16 protein-coding genes are annotated in these 19,982 nt (G+C 73.4%); 9 read left to right on the plus strand and 7 right to left on the minus strand.

Going from position 1 to position 19,982, the window contains the following annotated elements; genetic code table 11:
- Positions 1-128: 128 nt before the first annotated feature.
- Positions 129-2,720 (minus strand): ATP-dependent chaperone ClpB, encoded by a 2,592-nt coding sequence (gene clpB / locus EV374_RS13580; RefSeq protein WP_132235238.1) that lies wholly within the window; start codon positions 2,718-2,720, stop codon positions 129-131.
- Between the two features lie 247 nt (positions 2,721-2,967).
- Here clpB and EV374_RS13585 point away from each other — a divergent pair, with 247 nt between their 5' ends.
- The 3 genes from EV374_RS13585 to EV374_RS13595 all read left to right on the plus strand — a co-directional run bounded on the left by EV374_RS13585 (position 2,968) and on the right by EV374_RS13595 (position 5,291).
- The gene (locus tag EV374_RS13585; RefSeq protein ID WP_121397280.1) at positions 2,968-3,468 is read left to right on the plus strand and encodes a cation:proton antiporter regulatory subunit; all 501 of its coding nucleotides are present in this window, start codon (positions 2,968-2,970) and stop codon (positions 3,466-3,468) included.
- 7 nt (positions 3,469-3,475) lie between these two features.
- Positions 3,476-4,681, plus strand: coding sequence for a cation:proton antiporter (locus EV374_RS13590; RefSeq protein ID WP_132235240.1), 1,206 nt, complete (start codon positions 3,476-3,478; stop codon positions 4,679-4,681).
- Positions 4,682-4,859: 178 nt separating this feature from the next.
- The gene (locus EV374_RS13595; protein ID WP_132235242.1) at positions 4,860-5,291 is read left to right on the plus strand and encodes a hypothetical protein; all 432 of its coding nucleotides are present in this window, start codon (positions 4,860-4,862) and stop codon (positions 5,289-5,291) included.
- A 131-nt stretch (positions 5,292-5,422) separates the two neighbouring features.
- Here the strand turns inward: EV374_RS13595 and EV374_RS13600 are convergent, their stop codons facing one another.
- The 5 genes from EV374_RS13600 to dnaK all read right to left on the minus strand — a co-directional run bounded on the left by EV374_RS13600 (position 5,423) and on the right by dnaK (position 10,482).
- Positions 5,423-5,632, minus strand: a complete 210-nt coding sequence (locus EV374_RS13600; RefSeq protein WP_132235244.1) for a hypothetical protein — start codon at positions 5,630-5,632, stop codon at positions 5,423-5,425.
- A gap of 428 nt (positions 5,633-6,060) precedes the next feature.
- Entirely contained in the window at positions 6,061-6,501 is a 441-nt protein-coding gene (locus EV374_RS13605; protein WP_132235246.1) for a heat shock protein transcriptional repressor HspR, read from the minus strand.
- Between the two features lie 46 nt (positions 6,502-6,547).
- Complete coding sequence (dnaJ, locus tag EV374_RS13610; RefSeq protein WP_132235248.1) at positions 6,548-7,741, minus strand: molecular chaperone DnaJ; 1,194 nt, start codon at positions 7,739-7,741, stop codon at positions 6,548-6,550.
- A gap of 84 nt (positions 7,742-7,825) precedes the next feature.
- On the minus strand, positions 7,826-8,554 hold the full coding sequence (gene grpE / locus EV374_RS13615) for a nucleotide exchange factor GrpE (protein ID WP_132235250.1): 729 nt from the start codon (positions 8,552-8,554) through the stop codon (positions 7,826-7,828).
- Between the two features lie 47 nt (positions 8,555-8,601).
- Positions 8,602-10,482 carry a molecular chaperone DnaK gene (gene dnaK / locus EV374_RS13620; protein ID WP_132235252.1) on the minus strand — a complete coding sequence of 627 codons (1,881 nt, stop codon included), beginning with the start codon at positions 10,480-10,482 and terminating at the stop codon, positions 8,602-8,604.
- A gap of 223 nt (positions 10,483-10,705) precedes the next feature.
- On the opposite strand from dnaK, the gene EV374_RS13625 reads away from it, so the two are divergent.
- From EV374_RS13625 to EV374_RS13635, 3 genes are all read left to right on the plus strand, one after another.
- Positions 10,706-12,547 (plus strand): ABC transporter, encoded by a 1,842-nt coding sequence (locus tag EV374_RS13625; RefSeq protein ID WP_132235254.1) that lies wholly within the window; start codon positions 10,706-10,708, stop codon positions 12,545-12,547.
- On the plus strand, positions 12,544-14,229 hold the full coding sequence (locus tag EV374_RS13630; RefSeq protein WP_132235256.1) for a GTPase: 1,686 nt from the start codon (positions 12,544-12,546) through the stop codon (positions 14,227-14,229). Before EV374_RS13625 ends, EV374_RS13630 begins: the two co-directional genes overlap by 4 nt.
- A gap of 114 nt (positions 14,230-14,343) precedes the next feature.
- Positions 14,344-15,567: a hypothetical protein gene (locus EV374_RS13635; protein ID WP_132235258.1), complete on the plus strand. Its 1,224-nt coding sequence runs from the start codon at positions 14,344-14,346 to the stop codon at positions 15,565-15,567.
- A 186-nt stretch (positions 15,568-15,753) separates the two neighbouring features.
- Here the strand turns inward: EV374_RS13635 and EV374_RS13640 are convergent, their stop codons facing one another.
- On the minus strand, positions 15,754-16,305 hold the full coding sequence (locus EV374_RS13640; protein ID WP_486485740.1) for a phosphatase PAP2 family protein: 552 nt from the start codon (positions 16,303-16,305) through the stop codon (positions 15,754-15,756).
- Positions 16,306-16,573: 268 nt separating this feature from the next.
- Between EV374_RS13640 and EV374_RS13645 the strand changes: the two genes are divergently transcribed.
- From EV374_RS13645 to EV374_RS13655, 3 genes are all read left to right on the plus strand, one after another.
- Positions 16,574-17,149: a hypothetical protein gene (locus EV374_RS13645; protein ID WP_486485741.1), complete on the plus strand. Its 576-nt coding sequence runs from the start codon at positions 16,574-16,576 to the stop codon at positions 17,147-17,149.
- Positions 17,150-17,815: 666 nt separating this feature from the next.
- Entirely contained in the window at positions 17,816-18,991 is a 1,176-nt protein-coding gene (gene pdhA / locus EV374_RS13650) for a pyruvate dehydrogenase (acetyl-transferring) E1 component subunit alpha (protein WP_132235260.1), read from the plus strand.
- On the plus strand, positions 18,991-19,980 hold the full coding sequence (locus EV374_RS13655) for an alpha-ketoacid dehydrogenase subunit beta (protein ID WP_132235262.1): 990 nt from the start codon (positions 18,991-18,993) through the stop codon (positions 19,978-19,980). The genes pdhA and EV374_RS13655 overlap by 1 nt, the downstream gene beginning before the upstream one ends.
- Positions 19,981-19,982 lie beyond the last annotated feature (2 nt).

Raw genomic sequence — 19,982 nt, forward strand, 5'->3', positions numbered from 1 at the left:
CCCCACCCCCTTCCCCACCCACCCCCGCCCCCACCCTGTTGATCATGAAGTTGTTGCCCGCCGAATCGGCGTGTCGCGACAACAACTTCATGATCAACGCGACCGGGAGTGGGGGGTGGGGTGGGGGGTTAGGCCCGGGTGATCGTCAGGGATTCCTTGGTGGGTGCCAGGTCGACCTTTACCGTGTCGCCGTCGCGGATGTGGCCCGACAGGAGTGCCTTGGCGAGTTGGTCACCGATGGCCGTCTGGACCAGGCGGCGCAGCGGGCGGGCGCCGTAGATCGGGTCGTACCCGTGCTCGGCGAGCCAGACCCGTGCCGGCTCGGTGATCTCCAGGCCGAGGCGGCGGTCGGCGAGACGCTTGCGCATCCGGTCGAGCTGGATGTCGACGATCGCCCGCAGGTCGTCCCCGAGCAGCGCGGCGAAGACCACGATGTCGTCGAGGCGGTTGAGGAACTCCGGCTTGAAGTGCGACCGGACCACCGCGAGCACGCCCTCCCGGCGCTGCTCCTCGGCCAGCGTCAGGTCGCCGATCACCGACGAGCCCAGGTTGGAGGTGAGGATCAGGATCGCGTTGCGGAAGTCCACGGTGCGGCCCTGCCCGTCGGTGAGCCGCCCGTCGTCGAGCACCTGGAGCAGGATGTCGAAGACGTCCGGGTGGGCCTTCTCGACCTCGTCGAGCAGGATCACCGAGTACGGCCGGCGGCGCACCGCCTCGGTGAGCTGGCCGCCTTCCTCGTAGCCGACGTAGCCGGGCGGGGCACCGACGAGCCGGGCGACGGAGTGCTTCTCGCCGTACTCGCTCATGTCGATGCGGACCATGGCGCGCTCGTCGTCGAAGAGGAACTCGGCGAGCGCCTTGGCCAGCTCGGTCTTGCCGACGCCGGTCGGGCCGAGGAAGAGGAAGCTGCCGGTCGGGCGGTCGGGGTCGGCGACGCCGGCCCGGGCGCGGCGGACCGCGTCGGAGACCGAGCCGACCGCCTCGGCCTGACCGACCACGCGGGTGCCCAGCGACTCCTCCATCCGCAGCAGCTTGGCGGTCTCGCCCTCCAGCAGCCGGCCGGCGGGGATGCCGGTCCAGGAGGCGACCACGGCGGCGATGTCGTCCGCACCGACCTCCTCCTTGAGCATCGCGCCCTCGGCCTGGAGGCGGGCCAGCTCCTCCTCGGCCTGCTTCAGCTCGGCCTTGAGGGCGGGAATCCGGCCGTAGCGCAGCTCGGCGGCCCGCTCCAGCTCGCCGTCGCGCTCGGCCCGCTCGGCCTCGCCGCCGAGCCGCTCCAGCTCCTCCTTGGCCGTGGAGAGCTTGGTGATGTGGCTCTTCTCCAGCTGCCAGCGCTCCGACAGGACGGTGAGCTGCTCGCGCTTGTCGGCCAGTTCCTTGCGCAGCCGCTCCAGCCGCTCGGCGGAGGCGGCGTCCGGCTCCTTGGCCAGCGCCATCTCCTCGATCTCGAGCCGGCGCACCGCCCGCTCGATCTCGTCCACCTCGACGGGCCGGGAGTCGATCTCCATCCGGAGCCGGGACGCGGACTCGTCGACCAGGTCGATCGCCTTGTCCGGCAGGAACCGGTCGGTGATGTAGCGGTCCGACAGGGAGGCGGCGGCGACCAGGGCGGCGTCGGTGATGCGTACGCCGTGGTGCACCTCGTAGCGCTCCTTGAGCCCGCGCAGGATGCCGATGGTGTCCTCGATCGTCGGCTCGCCCACCAGCACCGGCTGGAAGCGGCGTTCCAGGGCCGGGTCCTTCTCGATGTGCTCGCGGTACTCGTCCAGCGTGGTCGCGCCGACCATCCGCAGCTCACCGCGGGCCAGCATCGGCTTGAGCATGTTGCCGGCGTCCATCGAGCCCTCGCCCTTGCCGGCGCCGACGACGGTGTGCAACTCGTCGAGGAAGGTGATGACCTTCCCGTCGGAGTTCTTGATCTCCTCCAGGACGGACTTCAGCCGCTCCTCAAACTGGCCCCGGTACTGCGCGCCGGCGACCATCGCGCCCAGGTCGAGCGAGACGAGCTTCTTGTCCCGCAGCGACTCCGGCACGTCGCCGGCGACGATCCGCTGGGCCAGGCCCTCCACGATGGCGGTCTTGCCGACGCCCGGCTCACCGATGAGCACCGGGTTGTTCTTGGTACGCCGCGACAGCACCTGGATCACCCGGCGGATCTCCGAGTCCCGGCCGATGACCGGGTCGATCTTGCCGTCGCGGGCGCTGGCGGTCAGGTCCACGCCGTACTTGGCCAGGGCCTGGTAGGTCTGCTCGGGGTCGGCGCTGGTGACCCGCCGGTCCCCGCCGCGTACGGACGGGAAGGCGGCGACGAGCGTCTCCTCGGTGGCACCGGCCGACTTCAGCGCGTTCGACACCGCGCCGCCCACCCGGGCCAGGCCGGCGAGCAGGTGCTCGGTGGAGGTGTACTCGTCGCCGAGCGGCCGGGCGATCTGCTCGGCGGCCCCGATGGCGTTGACGAACTCCCGGGCCAGGGTCGGCTCGGCGATGCTGGAGCCCCGCGCGGCGGGCAGGTTGTCGACCGAGCGCTGGGCCGCCCGGCGCAGCTCGCCGGGGTCGGCCCCGACGGCGCGCAGCAGGCCGGCGGCGGTCGAGCCGTCGGTGTCCAGCAGTGACAGCAGCAGGTGCCAGGGCTCCACGGTGGCGTGGCCGCGCTGGTTCGCCAGCGCGACGGCACCGGTGATGGCCTCGCGGCTCTTGGTGGTGAGACGTTCCGTGTTCATGGGCTCCCCCGGATCGGCGTGTCCACTGGAAAGGACACAACCAGAGTTGAGCCTATTCCGCTCAACCCTGACCACGTGAGCTGACTCACACCTGCCCCGCGCAGGGCCGAAATCCCCCCGGACCCGGGTCCGGCCCTCGACGAGCCGAGCCGTCCGCTTCCGTGGCGGAGAAGCACTGACAGATGACTCAGCGACAGGCCACGTCCTGACCGGATCCGCAGGTGACGGCGGGGAGTAGCCTGACCGCGTGCGCGTACGTGTCGAACAGACCGCCCTGCCTGGCATCGGGGTCCGTCACGATCTGCTGACGGAATCCGGCCGCCGCCTCGGCGTCGTCTCCCACCGCAATGGCCGCCGTGACCTCGTCCTGTACGACCCGGACGATCCCGACTCATGTCAGCACGACATTCCGCTGACCGACGACGAGGCGGAGGCGCTCGCCGACATCCTCGGGGCGTCCCTGATGCTGGGCCAGCTCTCCGGGCTGCGCGACCAGGCCGCCGGGCTGCTCACCGAGCAGATCGCCATTCCGGCCGGGTCGAAGTACGTCAACCGGAAGCTCGGTGACACGCAGGCACGCTCCCGCACGAGCGCCTCGATCGTCGCGGTGCTGCGCCACGGCGAGGTGATCGCCTCGCCGGACCCGTCCTTCCGCTTCGCGGCCGGTGACGTGGTGGTCGTCGTCGGGACCCGCAAGGGCCTCGACGGCGTGACAGCCATCCTCGCCGACAGCGACCCGGACGGCTGAGGCGCGGATGCACCACACGACAACACTGCTCGTCGAAGTCGGCGCGCTGCTGTTCCTGCTCGGCCTGCTGGGCCGGCTGAGCCGCCGGATCGGCCTCTCGCCCATCCCCCTCTACCTGCTCGCCGGGCTCGCGTTCGGGCACGGCGGCCTGCTCCCGCTCAACGCCAGCGAGGAGTTCTTCGCGGTCGGCGCCGAGATCGGCGTGATCCTGCTGCTGGTGATGCTGGGTCTCGAATACTCGGCCAACGAACTGGTCGGCAACCTGCGCTCGGCCGCCCCGGCCGGGCTGATCGACGGGCTGCTCAACGCGCTGCCGGGAGCCGCGTTCGCGTTGCTGCTCGGGTGGGACTGGGTGGCCGCCCTGGTGCTCGCCGGCATCACCTGGGTCTCGTCGTCAGGTGTCATCGCCAAGGTGCTCGCCGACCTCGGTCGCCTCGGTAACCGGGAGACGCCGGTGATCCTCTCGGTCCTGGTGATCGAGGACCTGGCCATGGCGCTCTACCTGCCCCTGCTGACGGCCGTGCTGGCGGGCACCGGCCTGCTCGGCGGCGGCATCGCGCTCGGCGTCGCGGTCGGCACCGTGCTCCTGGTGCTGGTGGTCGCCATCCGGTACGGCAACCTCATCTCCACCGCCATGTCGGCGAAGGACCCGGAGGCGCTGCTGCTCGGCGTACTCGGGATGACCCTGCTGGTGGCCGGCATCGCGGCGAAGCTCCAGGTGTCGGCGGCGGTCGGGGCGTTCCTGGTCGGCATCGCCCTCTCCGGGCCGGTGGCGCACAACGCCACGGAGCTGCTCACGCCGCTGCGTGACCTCTTCGCGGCGGTCTTCTTCGTCTTCTTCGGCCTGGTCACCGATCCCCGGGACATCCCGCCGGTGCTGCTGCCCGCGCTCGCGCTGGCCATCGTCACCATGGCGACGAAGACCCTCACCGGCTACCTGGCCGCCCGCCGGGTCGGCATCGCCGAACCCGGTCGATGGCGCGCCGGCCTGGCCCTCGTGCCACGGGGTGAGTTCTCCATCGTCATCGCGGGCCTCGCGGTGGCCGCCGGCAGCGTCGAGCCGAAACTGGCGGCGCTCGCGACGGCGTACGTGCTGATCACCGTGGTGACCGGGCCGATGCTGGCGCGGCTGCCCGACTTCGCGTGGTTCAAGCGCTGGCTGCGGCAGCGCGGCGCCGCGCAGCGGGCCCAGCCGGCACCCGTGGCGGAGTGATCGACGTCGGCCGAGGGCCGCATCGACCGTACGGTCGGGTCGGCCCTCGGCCAACGGATGTCGAATTGCTCCGCACGGGGTCTACCGCCGATCAGCGCTCCGGGTTACCGTTTCGCCCCAGCAGCCAGAGCTCGCGGGTGGCCGACGTCCTCGCGGGCTCAGAGCGGAAGGTTGGCCGGTGAGCGTGCAGGAGTCGACGTTCCACGGCTTCGCCAACCCCGTCGACCCGACCCCCGCCGAGTTGCGGGCGTGGGCCTACCAGCCGGACTCCGTACCGCTGACCTCGATGCCGCCGGACTGGGACCTGCTCGTCTCCGGCGACCGGCTGGTGGCGGTGCTCTTCGGCCTGGCGATGGACCCGGCCTGCCCGGCGCGCCGGTTCGCGCTGCACTGCCTCTACATCTACGCCGCCGACGGCATCCGGACGAACTTCCGCGCCCACCCGAAGCGGCGTTTCCGCAAGCTCGTGGAGCAGGCCGAGCGCGACGGCGACGACCTGATGCGCACCTGGGCGTACAACAGCCGGGTGCTGCTGGCCCGCCCGGAACTCTTCGTCTACCGGGACTGGTGCGAGGGCGGCCTGGTCCGGGAGAACCGCCGCATCGCCTGAGCAACGCAGACAGTCTCCGACGACGAACGGGCCGGGACCCCCGCACGGAGTTCACGAGCGTCCCGGCCGCACCCCCGACGACGTGCGGGCCGGGACCCCCCGTGGGTCCCGGCCCGCACGTCGGCGGAACGTCAGCGCTCCGATCCGCCCTTTTCGCGGCGTCTCGCCTCGTCGCGTACCTGCTCGGTGCCGTGGTCGGCCCGGTCGGCGAACGCGCCGTTCTTGACCTTGTCGGTGAAGCGGCCCTCGGTGACCCGGTCGAATCTCTCCCGGACGTTCTTCGCCACCTCGTCGAGCCGTTCCTCCGCCTGCTGGGCAACCTTCCTCGCGGCTTCCGTCATGGCTCCCCCTGCCACTGGAGTCCGGATTAAGCGGGTTGGAGCTGATTCGCAGATTAACGGATCCGGTGCCTCCCCCGCCGGCAAACCGGCAACCGCGGCGGGTGGAACACCACGGGTGTCATCCGAGGGCTGAGACACCCATGGCGTTCCACTGGTGGCTCAGGCGGAGCGGTGTCCGGCGACACGGCGGACGCGACGCGCCGGAGAGGCCTACTGCGCTGGCGACGCGGGCGGTGCGGCGACCGGCGGCAGCGGGCAGCTACCGCGGCACACCCGGGGCCGGGGCCGAACGACCGCGCCTGGCCCGCCGAGGGCCGCCGCGCGGCAGCAGAAGAACGACCGCATCCAGCGCGCCGAGGGCAGTCGAGCGGGAGCGGAAGGACGACCGCGCCCGGCCGCGGGAGAGCGGCCGGGCGCGGGAGGTGTCGTCAGCGCTCGGGGCCCCGGCGGGGACGCCAGACCACCAGCGCGGTGGAGGTGCGGTTGGTCGGCACGAGGTCGCTGCCCGGGAAGCGGGCCAGCGCCTCCAGTTCGGCGATCCGCCGGTACGCGGCGTCCAGCTCCGCCTCCAGCCGGGCCACCCGCTGCTGCGCCTGCTCCAGCAGCCGTTCCAGCCCGATGATCCGCTTGACGCCGGCCAGGTTGATTCCGTCGTCCTGGCTGAGCCGCTGCACCTCGCGCAGCAGCACCACGTCGCGGACGCTGTAGCGGCGCCCGCCGCCGGCGGCACGTCCCGGCTGGACCAGGCCCAGCCGGTCGTACTGGCGCAGGGTCTGCGGGTGCATCCCCGCCATCCGCGCCGCCACCGAGATCATCAGCACCTTGGCCTCGTAGGCAGGGTCACCCGAGCTGACGAACTCGTCCGACATCCCGCTCACCTCCGCGTGCACTCCACCGAGCCAACTGAACACCGGGTCAACTGAATCGACGTACCCGCGCCTCGAGATGTTCCCGGGCGGCCGGCGGGGTCTGCGCGGCGAAGTCCTCCAACGCCGCTCGCGCCTCGTCGGACACCTTGGCGGGTACCACCACGTCCAGGGTCACCAGCAGGTCGCCCGCCTGACCGTCACGGCGGACCACCCCCTTGCCCCGCGCCCGCAGGATCCGGCCGCTCGGCGTGCCCGGTGGCACCCGCAGGGTCACCGTGCCGTCGAGGGTGGGCACCCGCAGGTCCGTGCCGAGCACGGCCTCCGCGAACGTGACCGGCACCGTCAGCGTGAGGTCGTCGCCCGTACGCCCGAACAGTTCGTCCGGCCGCACCTTCACGTGTACGAAGAGGTCGCCCGCCGGGCCACCTCGGGCGCCGGGCTCGCCCCGCCCGGCCAGCCGGATCTTCTGGCCGTCCGCCACGCCTGCCGGGAAGCGGACGTTCAGCGTGCGGGTCTTGGTGACCCCGCCGGTGCCCTGGCACTCGGGGCACTTCTCGTCCACGACGGTGCCCACGCCCTGGCAGTTGCGGCACGGCTCGGAGAAGCTGAACGACCCCTGGTTGCGGTTGGTCACCCCGGCCCCGTGGCACACCGGGCAGGTACGCGGCTGGGTGCCGGGCTTGGCCCCGTTGCCGTGGCAGGTGTCGCACACCCCGGGGGCGCGCAGTGTCAGCGGGAGCGTCACCCCGCGTACGGCGTCCTCGAAGTCGAGGGCCACCTCGGCCTCGACGTCCCGCCCCCGGGCCGGGCCACGGGCCGCCGCCCCGCCGGCGGGACCGCCGGCACCGCCCGAGAAGATCGAGCTGAACAGGTCCTGGAAGCCGGCCCCGCCGAAGCGGCGGTCACCGCCCCCGCCCGCGGCGCCCCCGAACAGGTCGGAGACGTCGAACGGCACGCCGCCGGGCTGGCCGGCGCCACGGGCCCCGCGCCGGAACGCCCCCGAGCCGAACAGCGACCGCAGCTCGTCGTACTCCCGCCGCTTGGCGTCGTCGCCGAGGACGGCGTACGCCTCGGAGGCGGCCTTGAAACGCTCCTCGGCCTTCGGGTCGCCGGGGTTGTGGTCCGGGTGCGAATCCCGGGCCAGTTTCCGGTACGCCTTCTTGACGTCGTCGGCGGTGGCGGCCTTGTCCACGCCCAGCACGGCGTAGAAGTCCTTCTCGATCCAGTCCTTGGAACTCACCGGTCCACCCCCTTCCCTAGCTGGGGACCGACCGTCCCGCCGGCCCTCTGCGGGCGGGCGGGACGGTCCGGTCGTCGTTCCGCACTACTCCGGGTCGGCGACTGCGACCATCGCGGGCCGCAACAGCCGCTCTCCGACCTGGTAGCCCCGACGCATCACCTGTACGCAGGTGGGCTCGGTGACGTCGGCCGAGGTCTGGTGGGCGACCGCCTCGTGCCGGGTCGGGTCGAACGGGTCGCCCTGCTCGCCGAACGGGGTGAGCCCGAACTTGCCGAGCGCCGTGGTGAGCTGTTCGGCGACGGTGCCGAACGGCCCGACCAGGTCGCCGTGCTCGCGGGCCCGGTCCAGGTCGTCGAGGATCGGCAGCAGCGCGGCGAGCACCGCGCCGGTCGCCTGCTCGGTGACGAGACCCTTGTCCCGGTCCACCCGCTTGCGGTAGTTGGCGTACTCCGCCGTCACCCGCTGGAGGTCCCGGGTCCGCTCGTCGAGGTCCTTGCGCAGCGCCTCGAGTTCGGCGCCGAGCGCGCTCGGGCCGCCGTCGACCGGCTGGGCCGGGGCGTCCACCACCGGCGGGCCGCTCACCTCGGTCGCCTCGACCTCGATCTCGTCGACGACGACCTCGGACTCCTCGACCAGGCCCTCGGCCGGGGCGTCCGAGCCGGCGTCGGCGGCAGCCGGCTCGGACGTCTCGCTGATCTTGCGGTTGTTACGGATGACGACCCGCGGCCCGTCGCCGGCCTGCTCGGCGGGCGCGGAGCCACCCGGCGTCGACCCGGTCGCACCCGGGTCGGCGGCTCGTGGCTTCTCCGTCATGGGGCTACCTCATCCCTCTGCCGTGGTTCCGTGTCCGGGACGAACCGTCACTTCTTGTCCTTGTCCTCGTCCACGATCTCCGCGTCGACCACGTCGTCCGCGCCGCCGGCGGGCCCGCCGGCCTGCGTACCGCCGGTCGCCCCGGCGCCCGCGGCACCCGCCGCGCCCGGACCGGCCTCGCCCGGCTGCTCACCCTGCTGGGCGTAGAGCAGCGAGCCGGCCTCCTGGGAGACCTGCGCCAGCCGCTCGTGAGCCGACTTGATCTTCTCGATGTCCTGGCCGCCGAGCGCGCCGCGCAGGTCGCCGAGCGCCTCGTTGATCTTGTCACGGGACTCCGACGGCAGCTTGTCGCCGCTCTCGGCCAGGAACTTCTCGGTCTGCCACTGGAGCGCCTCGGCCAGGTTGCGGGTCTCGGCCTCCTCGCGGCGACGCTTGTCGTCCTCGGCGTGCTCCTCGGCGTCGCGGCGCATGCGCTCGATGTCGTCCTTCGGCAGCGAGGAGCCGCCGGTGATCGTCATCTTCTGTTCCTTGCCGGTGCCGAGGTCCTTGGCGTGAACGTTGACGATGCCGTTGGCGTCGATGTCGAAGGTGACCTCGATCTGCGGCACGCCGCGCGGCGCCGGCGGGAGGCCGGTCAGCTCGAAGGTGCCGAGCTTCTTGTTGTAGGCCGCGATCTCCCGCTCGCCCTGGAACACCTGGATCAGCACCGACGGCTGGTTGTCGTCCGCCGTGGTGAAGACCTCGGAGCGCTTCGTCGGGATGGTGGTGTTGCGCTCGATCAGCTTGGTGAAGATGCCGCCCTTGGTCTCGATGCCCAGGCTCAGCGGGGTCACGTCGAGCAGCAGGACGTCCTTGACCTCGCCCTTGAGCACGCCGGCCTGGAGGGCGGCGCCGACGGCGACGACCTCGTCCGGGTTCACGCCCTTGTTGGGCTCCTTGCCGGTGAGCTGCTTGACCAGGTCGGTCACGGCCGGCATCCGGGTCGAGCCGCCGACCATGATGACGTGCTCGACGTCGGAGACCTTGATGCCGGCGTCCTTCACGGCCTGCTCGAACGGGCCCTTGCAGCGGTCCAGCAGATCCTGCGTCATCCGCTGGAACTCGGCCCGGCTGAGGGTCACGTCCAGGTGCAGCGGGCCCGCCGCGCCGGCCGTGATGTACGGCAGGTTGATGTTGGTGGTGGTGGCGGCGGACAGCTCGATCTTGGCCTTCTCGGCCGCCTCGCGGAGCCGCTGGAGGGCCATCTTGTCCTGGCCCAGGTCGATGCCGTGCTCGCCACGGAAGGTCTTCACCAGGTGGTCGATGATCCGCTGGTCCCAGTCGTCGCCACCGAGGTTGTTGTCGCCGCTGGTCGACTTGACCTCGACGACGCCCTCGGCCAGCTCCAGCAGCGACACGTCGAAGGTGCCGCCGCCGAGGTCGAAGACCAGGACGGTCTGCTCCTTGGAGCCCTTGTCCAGCCCGTACGCCAGGGCCGCCGCGGTCGGCTCGTTCACGATCCGCAGCACGTTGAAGCCGGCGATCTCGCCGGCCTCCTTGGTGGCCTGACGCTGGCCGTCGTTGAAGTAGGCCGGGACGGTGATCACCGCGTCGGTGATCTGCTCGCCCAGGTACGCCTCGGCGTCCCGCTTGAGCTTCATCAGCGTGCGGGCCGAGATCTCCTGCGGGGTGTACTTCTTGCCGTCGATGTCGACGGACCAGTTGGTGCCGATCTCCCGCTTGACCGAGCGGATGGTCCGGTCCGGGTTCGTCACCGCCTGGCGCTTGGCGACCTCACCGACGAGCACCTCGCCGTTGCGGGCGAACGCGACGATCGACGGGGTCGTCCGCGAGCCCTCAGCGTTGGCGATGACGGTGGGCTCACCGCCCTCCAGAACGCTGACGCAGGAGTTCGTCGTGCCGAGGTCGATACCGACCGCACGTGCCATCTTCGCTTCCTCGCTTCATCACGTTGTGGGCAGGTGACGGGCGACGCCCGTCGAGCTGCCCGGCGGGCGTCGCCCGCAGCGACCCCACCACAAGTTGAGTGAACTTGACTCAATAGTGCCACGCCCCGCGAAATCGTCAAGTCGGGGTTGAGTCGACCCGACGCAACCCCAGGTTCGTACCGATCGGTTGTCTTCCCTTGCGTCGGTCGGGCACGCTTTAGCGGTGACGACGCACGGCGATCCCGCCACCCCGGCCGGCACGCCCACCGTCGCAGCCCGCACCGGCCCCACGGACGCCGGGGAGGACCGGCCCGCCACCACCGGGGACGACAGCCTGCCCGCCACACTGGCCGGCCTGCGCGCCGCGATCGGGGCGGCCCGGTTCCCGCTCGCGCTGCCCTCCGCCGAGCCTGCCCGGCGCGCCGGTGGGAGCCTCACCGACCAGCTCGACGACTACCTGCTGCCCCGGCTGCGCCGGCTCGACGCGCCGCTGCTCGTGGTGGTCGGCGGGTCCACCGGCGCGGGCAAGTCCACGCTGGTCAACAGCCTGGTGCAGGCGCGGGTGAGCGCCGCCGGGGTGCTCCGCCCGACCACCCGCTCCCCGGTGCTGGTCTGCAACCCGGCCGACTCGGGCTGGTTCCGCCAGGGCGAGCTGCTGCCCGGCCTCACCCGCACCACCGAGCCCAGCGAGGACCCGCGCACCCTGCAACTGGTGACCGCCCCGGCCCTGCCCGCCGGGCTGGCCTTCCTCGACGCCCCCGACATCGACTCGGTCGTCGACGCCAACCGGGCCCTGGCCGGTCAGCTCCTGGCCGCCGCCGATCTCTGGCTCTTCGTCACCACCGCCGCCCGCTACGCCGACGCCGTCCCCTGGGAGCTGCTGCGCAGCGCCCGGGCCCGGGGCGCGGTCATCGCCATGGTGCTGGACCGGGTGCCTGCGGAGGCGGCCGACGAGATCGCCGCCCACCTGTCGGAGATGCTCGCCGCGCAGGAGCTGGGGGCGGCCCCGCTCTTCGTGCTGCCGGAGACCTGGGTCGACGGGCAGGGCCTGCTGCCCGAGCGGGTCACCGCGCCGCTCGCCGCCTGGTTCGCCCGGCTGGCCGCCGACGCCGACGCCCGCGCCGCCGTGGTCCGGCAGACCCTGGACGGCGCGCTCGCCGCGCTGCACCCGGCGGTCGAGGGGCTCGCCGACGCCGCCGAGGAGCAGGTCGCCGCCGCCGACGCGCTCGACGAGCGGGTGCTGGCCGCGTACCGGGGGGCGTACCGGACCGTCGGGCAGGGGTTGAAGGACGGCCGGCTGCTCCGCGGCGAGGTGCTGGCCCGCTGGCAGGAGTTCGTCGGCACCGGCGAGTTCTTCCGCACCATGGAGGCCCGCATCGGGCGGCTCCGCGACCGGGTGGTGGCGGCGGTCACCGGCCGGCCCGCGCCCGCGTCCGAGCTGCGGGACGCGATCGAGTCCCAGCTGGTGACCCTGCTGCGGGGCGTCGCCGCCGAGGCGGCCGAGAACGCGTACACCGGGTGGAAGGCGCATCCCGCCGGGGCGGCGCTGCTCGAACCGGAGCTGGCCCACCCCTCCGCCGACCTGCCCGAACGGGCCGAGCGGCTGGTGCGGGAGTGGCAGCGGGGCGTGCTGGAGCTGGTCCGCGCCGAGGGCGGCGACCGCCGCTTCGTGGCCCGGACGGCCGCGTACGCGGTGAACGCCACCGGGCTCGCCGTCATGATCGCGGTGTTCGCCTCGACGGCGTTCATCCCCACCGGGCTGGAGGTGGCCACCGGGGCCGGCACGACCGTCGCCGCGCAGACCGTGCTCCAGGCGATCTTCGGCGACCAGGCCGTGCGTACGCTGGCCGCCAAGGCCCGCGCCGACCTGCTGGACCGGGTGCGGGCCCTGCTCGACGACGAGGCCGCCCGCTACCTGGACCGGACGGCGCAGGCGCGGCCCGCCGCGGACACCGCGGAGGGCCTGCGCGGCGCCGCCAACCGGGTCGAGATCGCCCGCAACCGCAGCGACCTCTCCGGCGCGGCCGTCGCGGGCCCGCCCGGCACCGGGGACGGAGCGTCATGACCAACATCGTCGGGCGGATGCGCGAGGCGTTCCGCGGTGACCAGCGGGTGGACGCCGACGCGCTCGTCGCCCGCCTCGACGCCGTACGCCGGTTCCTCACGGTCGTCGACGGTCACCTGCCGGACGCGCGGCTCGTGTCGGCGCACACCCTCGTCGAGCGGGCCGGCACCCGGCTGACGCTCTCCCGCGACCACACCGTGGTGGCCCTCGCCGGTGCGACCGGCAGCGGCAAGTCCAGCCTGTTCAACGCGCTCGCCCGGATGGAACTCTCCACGGTCGGGGTACGCCGCCCCACCACCGGCGTCGCGCACGCCTGCGTCTGGGGGCCGCTCGACGGCGGCAACCGCCTGCTCGACTGGGTGGGCGTGCTGCCCCGGCACCGGTTCGTCCGGGAGAGCGTGCTGGACGGTGACGACGAGTCCGCCCTGCACGGGCTGATCCTGCTCGACCTGCCCGACTTCGACTCGGTGCAACGGTCGCACCGGCTGGAGGTGGACCGGCTGCTCGGCCTGGTCGACCTCGTGGTGTGGGTGGTCGACCCGCAGAAGTACGCCGACCGCGTCATCCACACCAACTACCTGCGCGAGTTCCACCGGCACCGGGACGTCACCCTGGTCGTGCTCAACCAGGCCGACCGGCTGCCACCGGCCGAGCTGCCCCGGGTGCTGGCCGACCTGCGCCGGCTACTCGACTCCGACGGCCTGGAGGGCGTACCGCTGCTGGCGACCACCGCCGTCGACCCGGCGGGCATGGTCGGGCTGCGGGAGGCGCTCGAACGCACGGTGGCCGAGCGGCAGGCCGCGCTGCGGCGGCTCCAGGGCGACGTGGACGCGGTGGTGGCCGGGCTCGAAGAGCTGGTCGGCGGCGCCTCGCCGGCCGGTGGACCCGACGACGACGCCGTCAGCGCGCTGCACCGGGCGCTCGCCGGCGCCGCCGGGGTGCCGGCGGTCGCCGAGGCGGTCGAGCAGGCGTACCGGCACCGGGGCGCCGCCACCACCGGCTGGCCGCTGGTCCGGGGCTGGCGGCGGCTGCGGCCCGACCCGCTGCGCCGGCTGCACCTGCCCGGCCCGGCCACCGGGCGCGACGAACCGGCGGAGAGCCTCGTCGCCGCGACCTCGGTGCCCGACCCCACCGCAGCGCAGCGCGCGGCGCTCGGGCTGGCGATCCGGTCGGTGGCCGACCGGACCGGGGCGGACCTGCCCGCCGCCTGGCCGGCCGCGGTGACCGCCGCCGCCCGCTCCCGCCTCGCCGACCTGCCGGACGCGCTGGACCGCGCGGTGGCCGGCACGGACCTGGGCATGGACCGGCGACCGCTCTGGTGGCGGTTCGTCGGCGGCCTCCAGTGGCTGGTGACCCTGGCGGCGCTGGCCGGGCTGGGCTGGCTGGCACTCGGCTACGCGCTGCGCGCGCTGGGCCTGCCGGCGCTGGAGCACCCGATGGTCGGCGAGGTGCCGCTGCCCACCCTGCTGCTCCTCGGCGGCCTGCTCGCCGGGCTGCTGGTGGCCGCCCTGACCAGGCCGATCGTCCGCTGGGCGGCCCGCCGCGCCCGCCGCCGGGCCGAGCGGCGCCTCACCGACGCGGTGGCGACGGTCGGCGAGGAGCACGTGCTGACCCCCGTGCGGGCGGTGCTCGCCTCCTACGCCGAGGCCCGTACGGCCCTGGGGGAGGCCGCCGGCCGCTGAGCCGAAGATCCCGTGCCACGACAACCGCAGGTCGGCGGCGTGACGGCACGACGCGGACCGGACGCTCGGGTCGCTCGTACCGTTCCGGGGCGGGCGGCGGCGTAGGGTCGGTGGATGGGAACGCCTCAGACCCCGTACGACGCGGTGCTGCACGCCGCCCGCGACGTGGCCAAGCTGGACAACGCCCTCGACGCGGAGATGCTCGGCGCGGCCCTGCTCGGCAGCGTCTACTCGGTCGCGGAGACCGAACGCGACGCCGCCGTCCGGGACTTCGTGGCCGGCTTCCTGGCCGCCACCTCCCGCCGCCGCTCGGCCGCGGCGACCACCATCCGTTCCGTGTTCGCCGCGCTGGTGCCCGACGCCGAGGGCACCGACCGGGTCCGGCCGGGCGCCGCCACCCCCGCCTGGGCCGGCCAGCTCGGCCGCGTGCACCTGACCGGCTGCTGGTCCTACGGCGACGTGTACGGCGACCAGACCTCCTACCTGGCGACCTTCGCCTACGACGACCCGGCCGGCGGTTCCGCGCACGCCGTGGTGACGCTGCTCGACCACAACATCGGCATCACCAAGGACGTCTTCGTCGGCGGGCCGCCCGACCGCATCCTCGACCAGGTCCGGCAGATGTGCGCCGGGGACGAGCTGACCTGGTTCCGCGACGAGGAGCCGGCCCGGATGCGCGCCGAGGTGACCCGCCACCTCGCGATCACCGACGGCCTGACCGAGTTGCCCGGGGAGGGCTCGCTCGCCACCGACCGCGCCCTGCTCGGCGCCCGGCTGGCACGGCTGCCGCAGGCGGCCCGGGCGGCCCCCGCGCCCGCCGCCGAACCGCTCTCCGCCGCCGAGCGTACGGACCTGGTCCGGCGGTTCCTCGCCTCGCCCGAGGCGGCCCGGTTCGGCCTGGACACCATCGACGGGGCGGAGCTGGCCTCGCTGCACTTCTGCCTCAGCCTGCTGCTGGACCACGCCGCCAGCTTCCCGGACGCCGACCCGCTGCGGTGGAGCCCCACCGTGGCCGGGCTGTTCCTGCTGGACTGGGTGCACCGGCGCGCGGTGCTGGACATGGACGACGCCGCACTGCTGCCCCGGGTGCTGCGCGCCTGGGCCGGCTACGCCGCCCGCAAGCGCGGGCTGCCCGAGCAGGCGGCGACGCAGATCGACACGGCCGTCGAGGAGATGGTGCCGGAGTTCGCCCGCCTCTACAGCACGGGCGAGCGCCGCAGCCCCGCCACCGCCGCCGTCGCGCAGCTGATGGCCGACGGCGTCGACCCCGACGACCCGGCCGCCCTCGACGCCTGGATCGAGGCCAACCGCCACCGCCTCACGGACGACCCCGCCTAATCCACCCCCACCCTCCCCGCGCCCCGCGCGCCCCACGCGCCCCGTGCGCGTCGATCATGCAGTTGTGGTGGGCGAAAAGCAGCATTGCGCGGCTTTTGCGGGGCACCACAACTGCATGATCGACGGCCTTGGTCGGGGGGCGCACGGACGGGGTGGGGTGGGGTGGGAGGGGTGAGTGGGAGGGGGTTAGCGGAGGGGGGCGAAGACTAGGGCGGATACCAGGGCGCCCAGGGCTAGGCCCGTGACCACCTGGGGCACCGTGTGGTCGCGCAGGCGGACCCGGGACCAACCGACCAGCACGAGCAGTGGCGCAGTCGCCAGCAACCCGGCCCCGAACGTGAGCACCAGCACGACCACCGTGCCGGCGGCCACCGCCGAGTGGATCGACATCTTCCACCAGTGGCTCACCGTCACGGCGACCACCAGGCCGACGAGCCCGGCGGCGGCCAGGGCCAGCACCGGTCGTGGCGCGCCGAGCACGGCGAGCAGGGCCAGCCCGGCGGCGACCGAGCAGAGCCCGAACAGCAGCGGGACGCGGCGCTGCTCGCGGATCCCCACGTGATGGTCGGTCAGCCGGCCGCGACGCACCCCGCCGAGGATGTACGCGAACGGGATCCCGCTGACGAAGAGCGTGGCCAGCAGTCCCCAGGCCAGCCCGTGCGCGCCCTGGGCGCTGTGCCAGCCGACCGCCAGCGTCAGCGCCGAGACCAGTACCGCGGGCGCGGTCAGCTCGGTCACGAACCGGGCGAGCCGAAGGGTACGGCCGGGTGGTGGCGCGGCGGCCGGACGGCTCTGGGGTTCCGCGTCCGAACCGCCCGTCCCGCTCAGCGTCCCGCCTCTTCGTCCGCCCCGGGCCGCCGCCCGGAACCGTTCCCGTCCATACCCCGGCACTCCGACCGGGCCGGGGCCCGCCGTGGATCACCGGCCCCGCCGAGGATCACCTGCCGTCGACCGTCACCGTACCCGCGGCCGGCCGTCCCGGTGCCCGGTCCCGCCGGGATCGCCGGTGGTCGGGGCGGGGTCGACGGTCGCGCTGGCGGTCGGTTCGTCGGGCGCCGGGGACGCCGTGGGCTCGGGCGGCGGTAGCGAGAGGGTGCTCGTCGGCTCCACCGACGTCGGCTCGCCGGTCGGCGTGGGTGCCGGGCTCGGGCTGGGGCTCGGCGAGGGCTTCGGCGACGGGCTCGGGGACGCGGAAGGCCTCGGGGACGGGGGTGCCGAGGGCTTCGGGGACGAGGGCGGCGGTACCGGTCGGCCGCCGGGCCGGGACGGGGGCTTCGGACGCGCCGCCGGGCCGAGCGGCGGCGGCGGGGCGGGCGCCGCGACGATCGGCGTACCCGGGAAGGGCACGACGGTCCGCCAGTCGCCCGGGTCGGCCACGGCGGGGGACGGGGTCGACGGGGCTACCGGGGGCCGACCCGTCGCCGGCACCGGGATCACCACGGGGCCGACCGAGGGCGTCGGGAGGAACGGGGTGCTGCCGTCCGGCAGGGCCGTGCTGCCGACGGTGGCGGAGCCGGTGCTGATCGCGGCGAGGATCGGCATCGACGCGGTGCCGGCGAGCAGTGCCACGGTGAACAGGTAGCCCCGGGACGGCCCGCCCGAGCCGGGGGCCCGGTGCGCGCCGACCAGCCGGCGGTAGCCGCCGGCCCGGTGCCGGCCGAGGAGGGGGACGGTGGGATCTGGGCCTGGCTCGGACACCACACACCCCTTTCGTCGACTCCGGCGGTGGACGGGCCGGTACGGCAACCGGCCCGAGCGCGCGGCACCGCCCGGACACAAGGAAGCGGCAAACCGCCCCGACGCGGACGATCCCGCGCCAATCAGCCTGGACCAGTGACGGTCGGTCGGCCAACCTGTACAGCGTGTCGACACGCGTATCTGGCCGAACGGTGACGAACCATCGCCGGATCGGCCGCGCGTCGATGCAACGGACACCGGGCGCACCGTGCGACGAAGCGGGCCACCCCGAGCGGCCGGGACAGGCGCACTGTGGGCGCGCTCACGTGTGATGCGAATATGGACCACGACGGCAACGCAGCCACGACCTCCGCGCACCCTCGCGGCAGGCGCGGCTGGGCGCCGGCGCTCCCGATCCGGGTTCGGCCAGAATCCGGCTCACGCCGCGCGGCAACCCCCACCGGGGCTAGGCGCGGCCGCCAGGAACCCGTCCGGCACCAGCCGGGCAGGCGCACGAGTTGCGCGGCCGGGTGACCCCCCGGTGCCGACGCAGACAGACAGGGAGAGACGGATGGCAAAGGGCGACCCCGGGGTCTCCAGTCGCGGCCGACGGGCCGCACCCCGGTCCAAGAAGGGTGCGACCGGCGACCCGCAGCTGGTGCAGCTGCTCACCCCGGAGGGTGAGCGGATCGAGAGCGCGACCGGCCCGGACGGAACCGAGTACCGCGTCGACTTCACCGACGAGGAGTACCGCGGGCTCTACCGCGACCTCGTGCTGGTCCGCAAGCTCGACGCCGAGGCCACCGCGTTGCAGCGCCAGGGCGAGCTGGGCCTGTGGGCCAGCCTGCTGGGCCAGGAGGCCGCGCAGGTGGGCTCGGGACGCGCGCTGCGTACGCAGGACATGGCCTTCCCGACCTACCGGGAGCACGGCGTCCTCTACTGCCGGGGCATCGACCCGATCATGCCGCTCGGCCTGTTCCGGGGCGTCGACCAGGGCGGCTGGGACCCGAACGAGTTCAAGTTCAACATGTACACGATCGTGATCGGGGCGCAGACCCTGCACGCGACCGGCTACGCCATGGGCGTCCACATGGACGGCAAGACCGGCACCGAGGACGGCGAGGCGGTGATCGCCTACTTCGGCGACGGCGCCACCAGCCAGGGCGACGTCAACGAGGCGTTCGTCTGGGCCAGCGTCTTCAACGCCCCGCTGGTGTTCTTCTGCCAGAACAACCAGTACGCCATCTCCGAGCCGCTGGAGCGCCAGACCCGCGTGCCGCTCTACCAGCGGGCCGGCGGCTTCGGCTTCCCCGGTGTCCGGGTGGACGGCAACGACGTGCTCGCGTCGTACGCGGTGACCCGGCACGCGCTGGACAACGCCCGGCTCGGCCAGGGCCCCAGCCTGATCGAGGCCTACACCTACCGGATGGGCGCGCACACCACCTCCGACGACCCGACCCGTTACCGGATCGCCAGCGAGGTCGAGGCCTGGCAGGCGAAGGACCCGATCGCCCGGATGAAGGCGTTCCTGGAGAAGCAGCAGATCGCCGACGCGGACTTCTTCGCGGCCGTCGACGAGCAGGCCCGCACCGAGTCGGTGCACCTGCGCGAGCGGGTGCTCGCCATGCCCAACCCCGAGCCGGTGACGATGTTCGACCACGTCTACCCCAACGGGTCCCCCGAGCTCGACGAGCAGCGGGCGCAGTTCACGAAGTACATGGAGTCGTTCGAGGGGAGCGCCCACTGATGGCCACGGAGACGCTCACCCTCGGCAAGGCCCTCAACACCGGTCTGCGCAGGGCCCTGGAGAACGACCCGAAGGTCGTCATCATGGGCGAGGACGTCGGCAAGCTCGGCGGCGTCTTCCGGATCACCGACGGCCTCCAGAAGGACTTCGGCGACCAGCGGGTGATCGACACCCCGCTCGCCGAGTCCGGCATCATCGGCACCGCGGTGGGCCTGGCCATCCGCGGCTTCCGGCCGGTCTGCGAGATCCAGTTCGACGGCTTCGTCTACCCGGCGTACGACCAGATCGTGTCGCAGGTGGCGAAGATGCACTACCGCTCGCAGGGCAAGGTGCGGATCCCGATGGTCATCCGGATCCCGTTCGGCGGTGGCATCGGCGCGGTCGAGCACCACTCGGAGTCGCCGGAGGCGTACTTCGCCCACACCGCCGGACTGAAGGTGGTGTCCTGCGCCAACCCGCAGGACGCGTACACGATGATCCAGCAGGCCGTCGCCTCGGACGACCCGATCGTCTTCCTGGAGCCGAAGCGGCGCTACTGGGAGAAGGGCCCGGTCGAGCTGGACGACCCGCTGTCCGGGGCGTACCCGCTGCACTCGGCCCGGGTCGTCCGGCCCGGCACGGACGCCACCGTGCTGGCGTACGGGCCGATGGTGCGGACCTGCCTGGACGCGGCGACCGCCGCCGCCGAGGACGGCCGGGAGCTGGAGGTCATCGACCTGCGCTCGCTCTCCCCGCTGGACCTGACCGCCGCCTACGAGTCGGTGAAGCGCACCGGCCGCTGCGTGGTCGTGCACGAGGCCCCGGGCAACCTGGGCCTGGGCTCGGAGATCGCGGCCCGGATCACCGAGGAGTGCTTCTACTCCCTGGAGTCCCCGGTGCTGCGGGTGACCGGCTTCGACACCCCCTACCCGACCGCCCGGGTGGAGGAGGAGTACCTGCCCGACCTCGACCGGGTGCTCGACGCCGTCGACCGCACCTTCGGCTGGTGAGC

It is taken from the genome of Micromonospora sp. CNZ303, from assembly GCF_004345505.1.

What these genes read in the sequence shown, in the direction of transcription:
- EV374_RS13605 (WP_132235246.1), bottom strand. Translation starts at nt 6,501, where the DNA reads ATGTCGGACGAGTTCGTCAGCTCGGGTGACCCTGCCTACGAGGCCAAG.
- EV374_RS13590 (WP_132235240.1), top strand. Translation starts at nt 3,476, where the DNA reads ATGCACCACACGACAACACTGCTCGTCGAAGTCGGCGCGCTGCTGTTC.
- EV374_RS13635 (WP_132235258.1), top strand. Translation starts at nt 14,344, where the DNA reads ATGGGAACGCCTCAGACCCCGTACGACGCGGTGCTGCACGCCGCCCGC.
- dnaK (WP_132235252.1), bottom strand. Translation starts at nt 10,482, where the DNA reads ATGGCACGTGCGGTCGGTATCGACCTCGGCACGACGAACTCCTGCGTC.
- EV374_RS13630 (WP_132235256.1), top strand. Translation starts at nt 12,544, where the DNA reads ATGACCAACATCGTCGGGCGGATGCGCGAGGCGTTCCGCGGTGACCAG.
- EV374_RS13655 (WP_132235262.1), top strand. Translation starts at nt 18,991, where the DNA reads ATGGCCACGGAGACGCTCACCCTCGGCAAGGCCCTCAACACCGGTCTG.
- grpE (WP_132235250.1), bottom strand. Translation starts at nt 8,554, where the DNA reads ATGACGGAGAAGCCACGAGCCGCCGACCCGGGTGCGACCGGGTCGACG.
- pdhA (WP_132235260.1), top strand. Translation starts at nt 17,816, where the DNA reads ATGGCAAAGGGCGACCCCGGGGTCTCCAGTCGCGGCCGACGGGCCGCA.
- EV374_RS13600 (WP_132235244.1), bottom strand. Translation starts at nt 5,632, where the DNA reads ATGACGGAAGCCGCGAGGAAGGTTGCCCAGCAGGCGGAGGAACGGCTC.
- clpB (WP_132235238.1), bottom strand. Translation starts at nt 2,720, where the DNA reads ATGAACACGGAACGTCTCACCACCAAGAGCCGCGAGGCCATCACCGGT.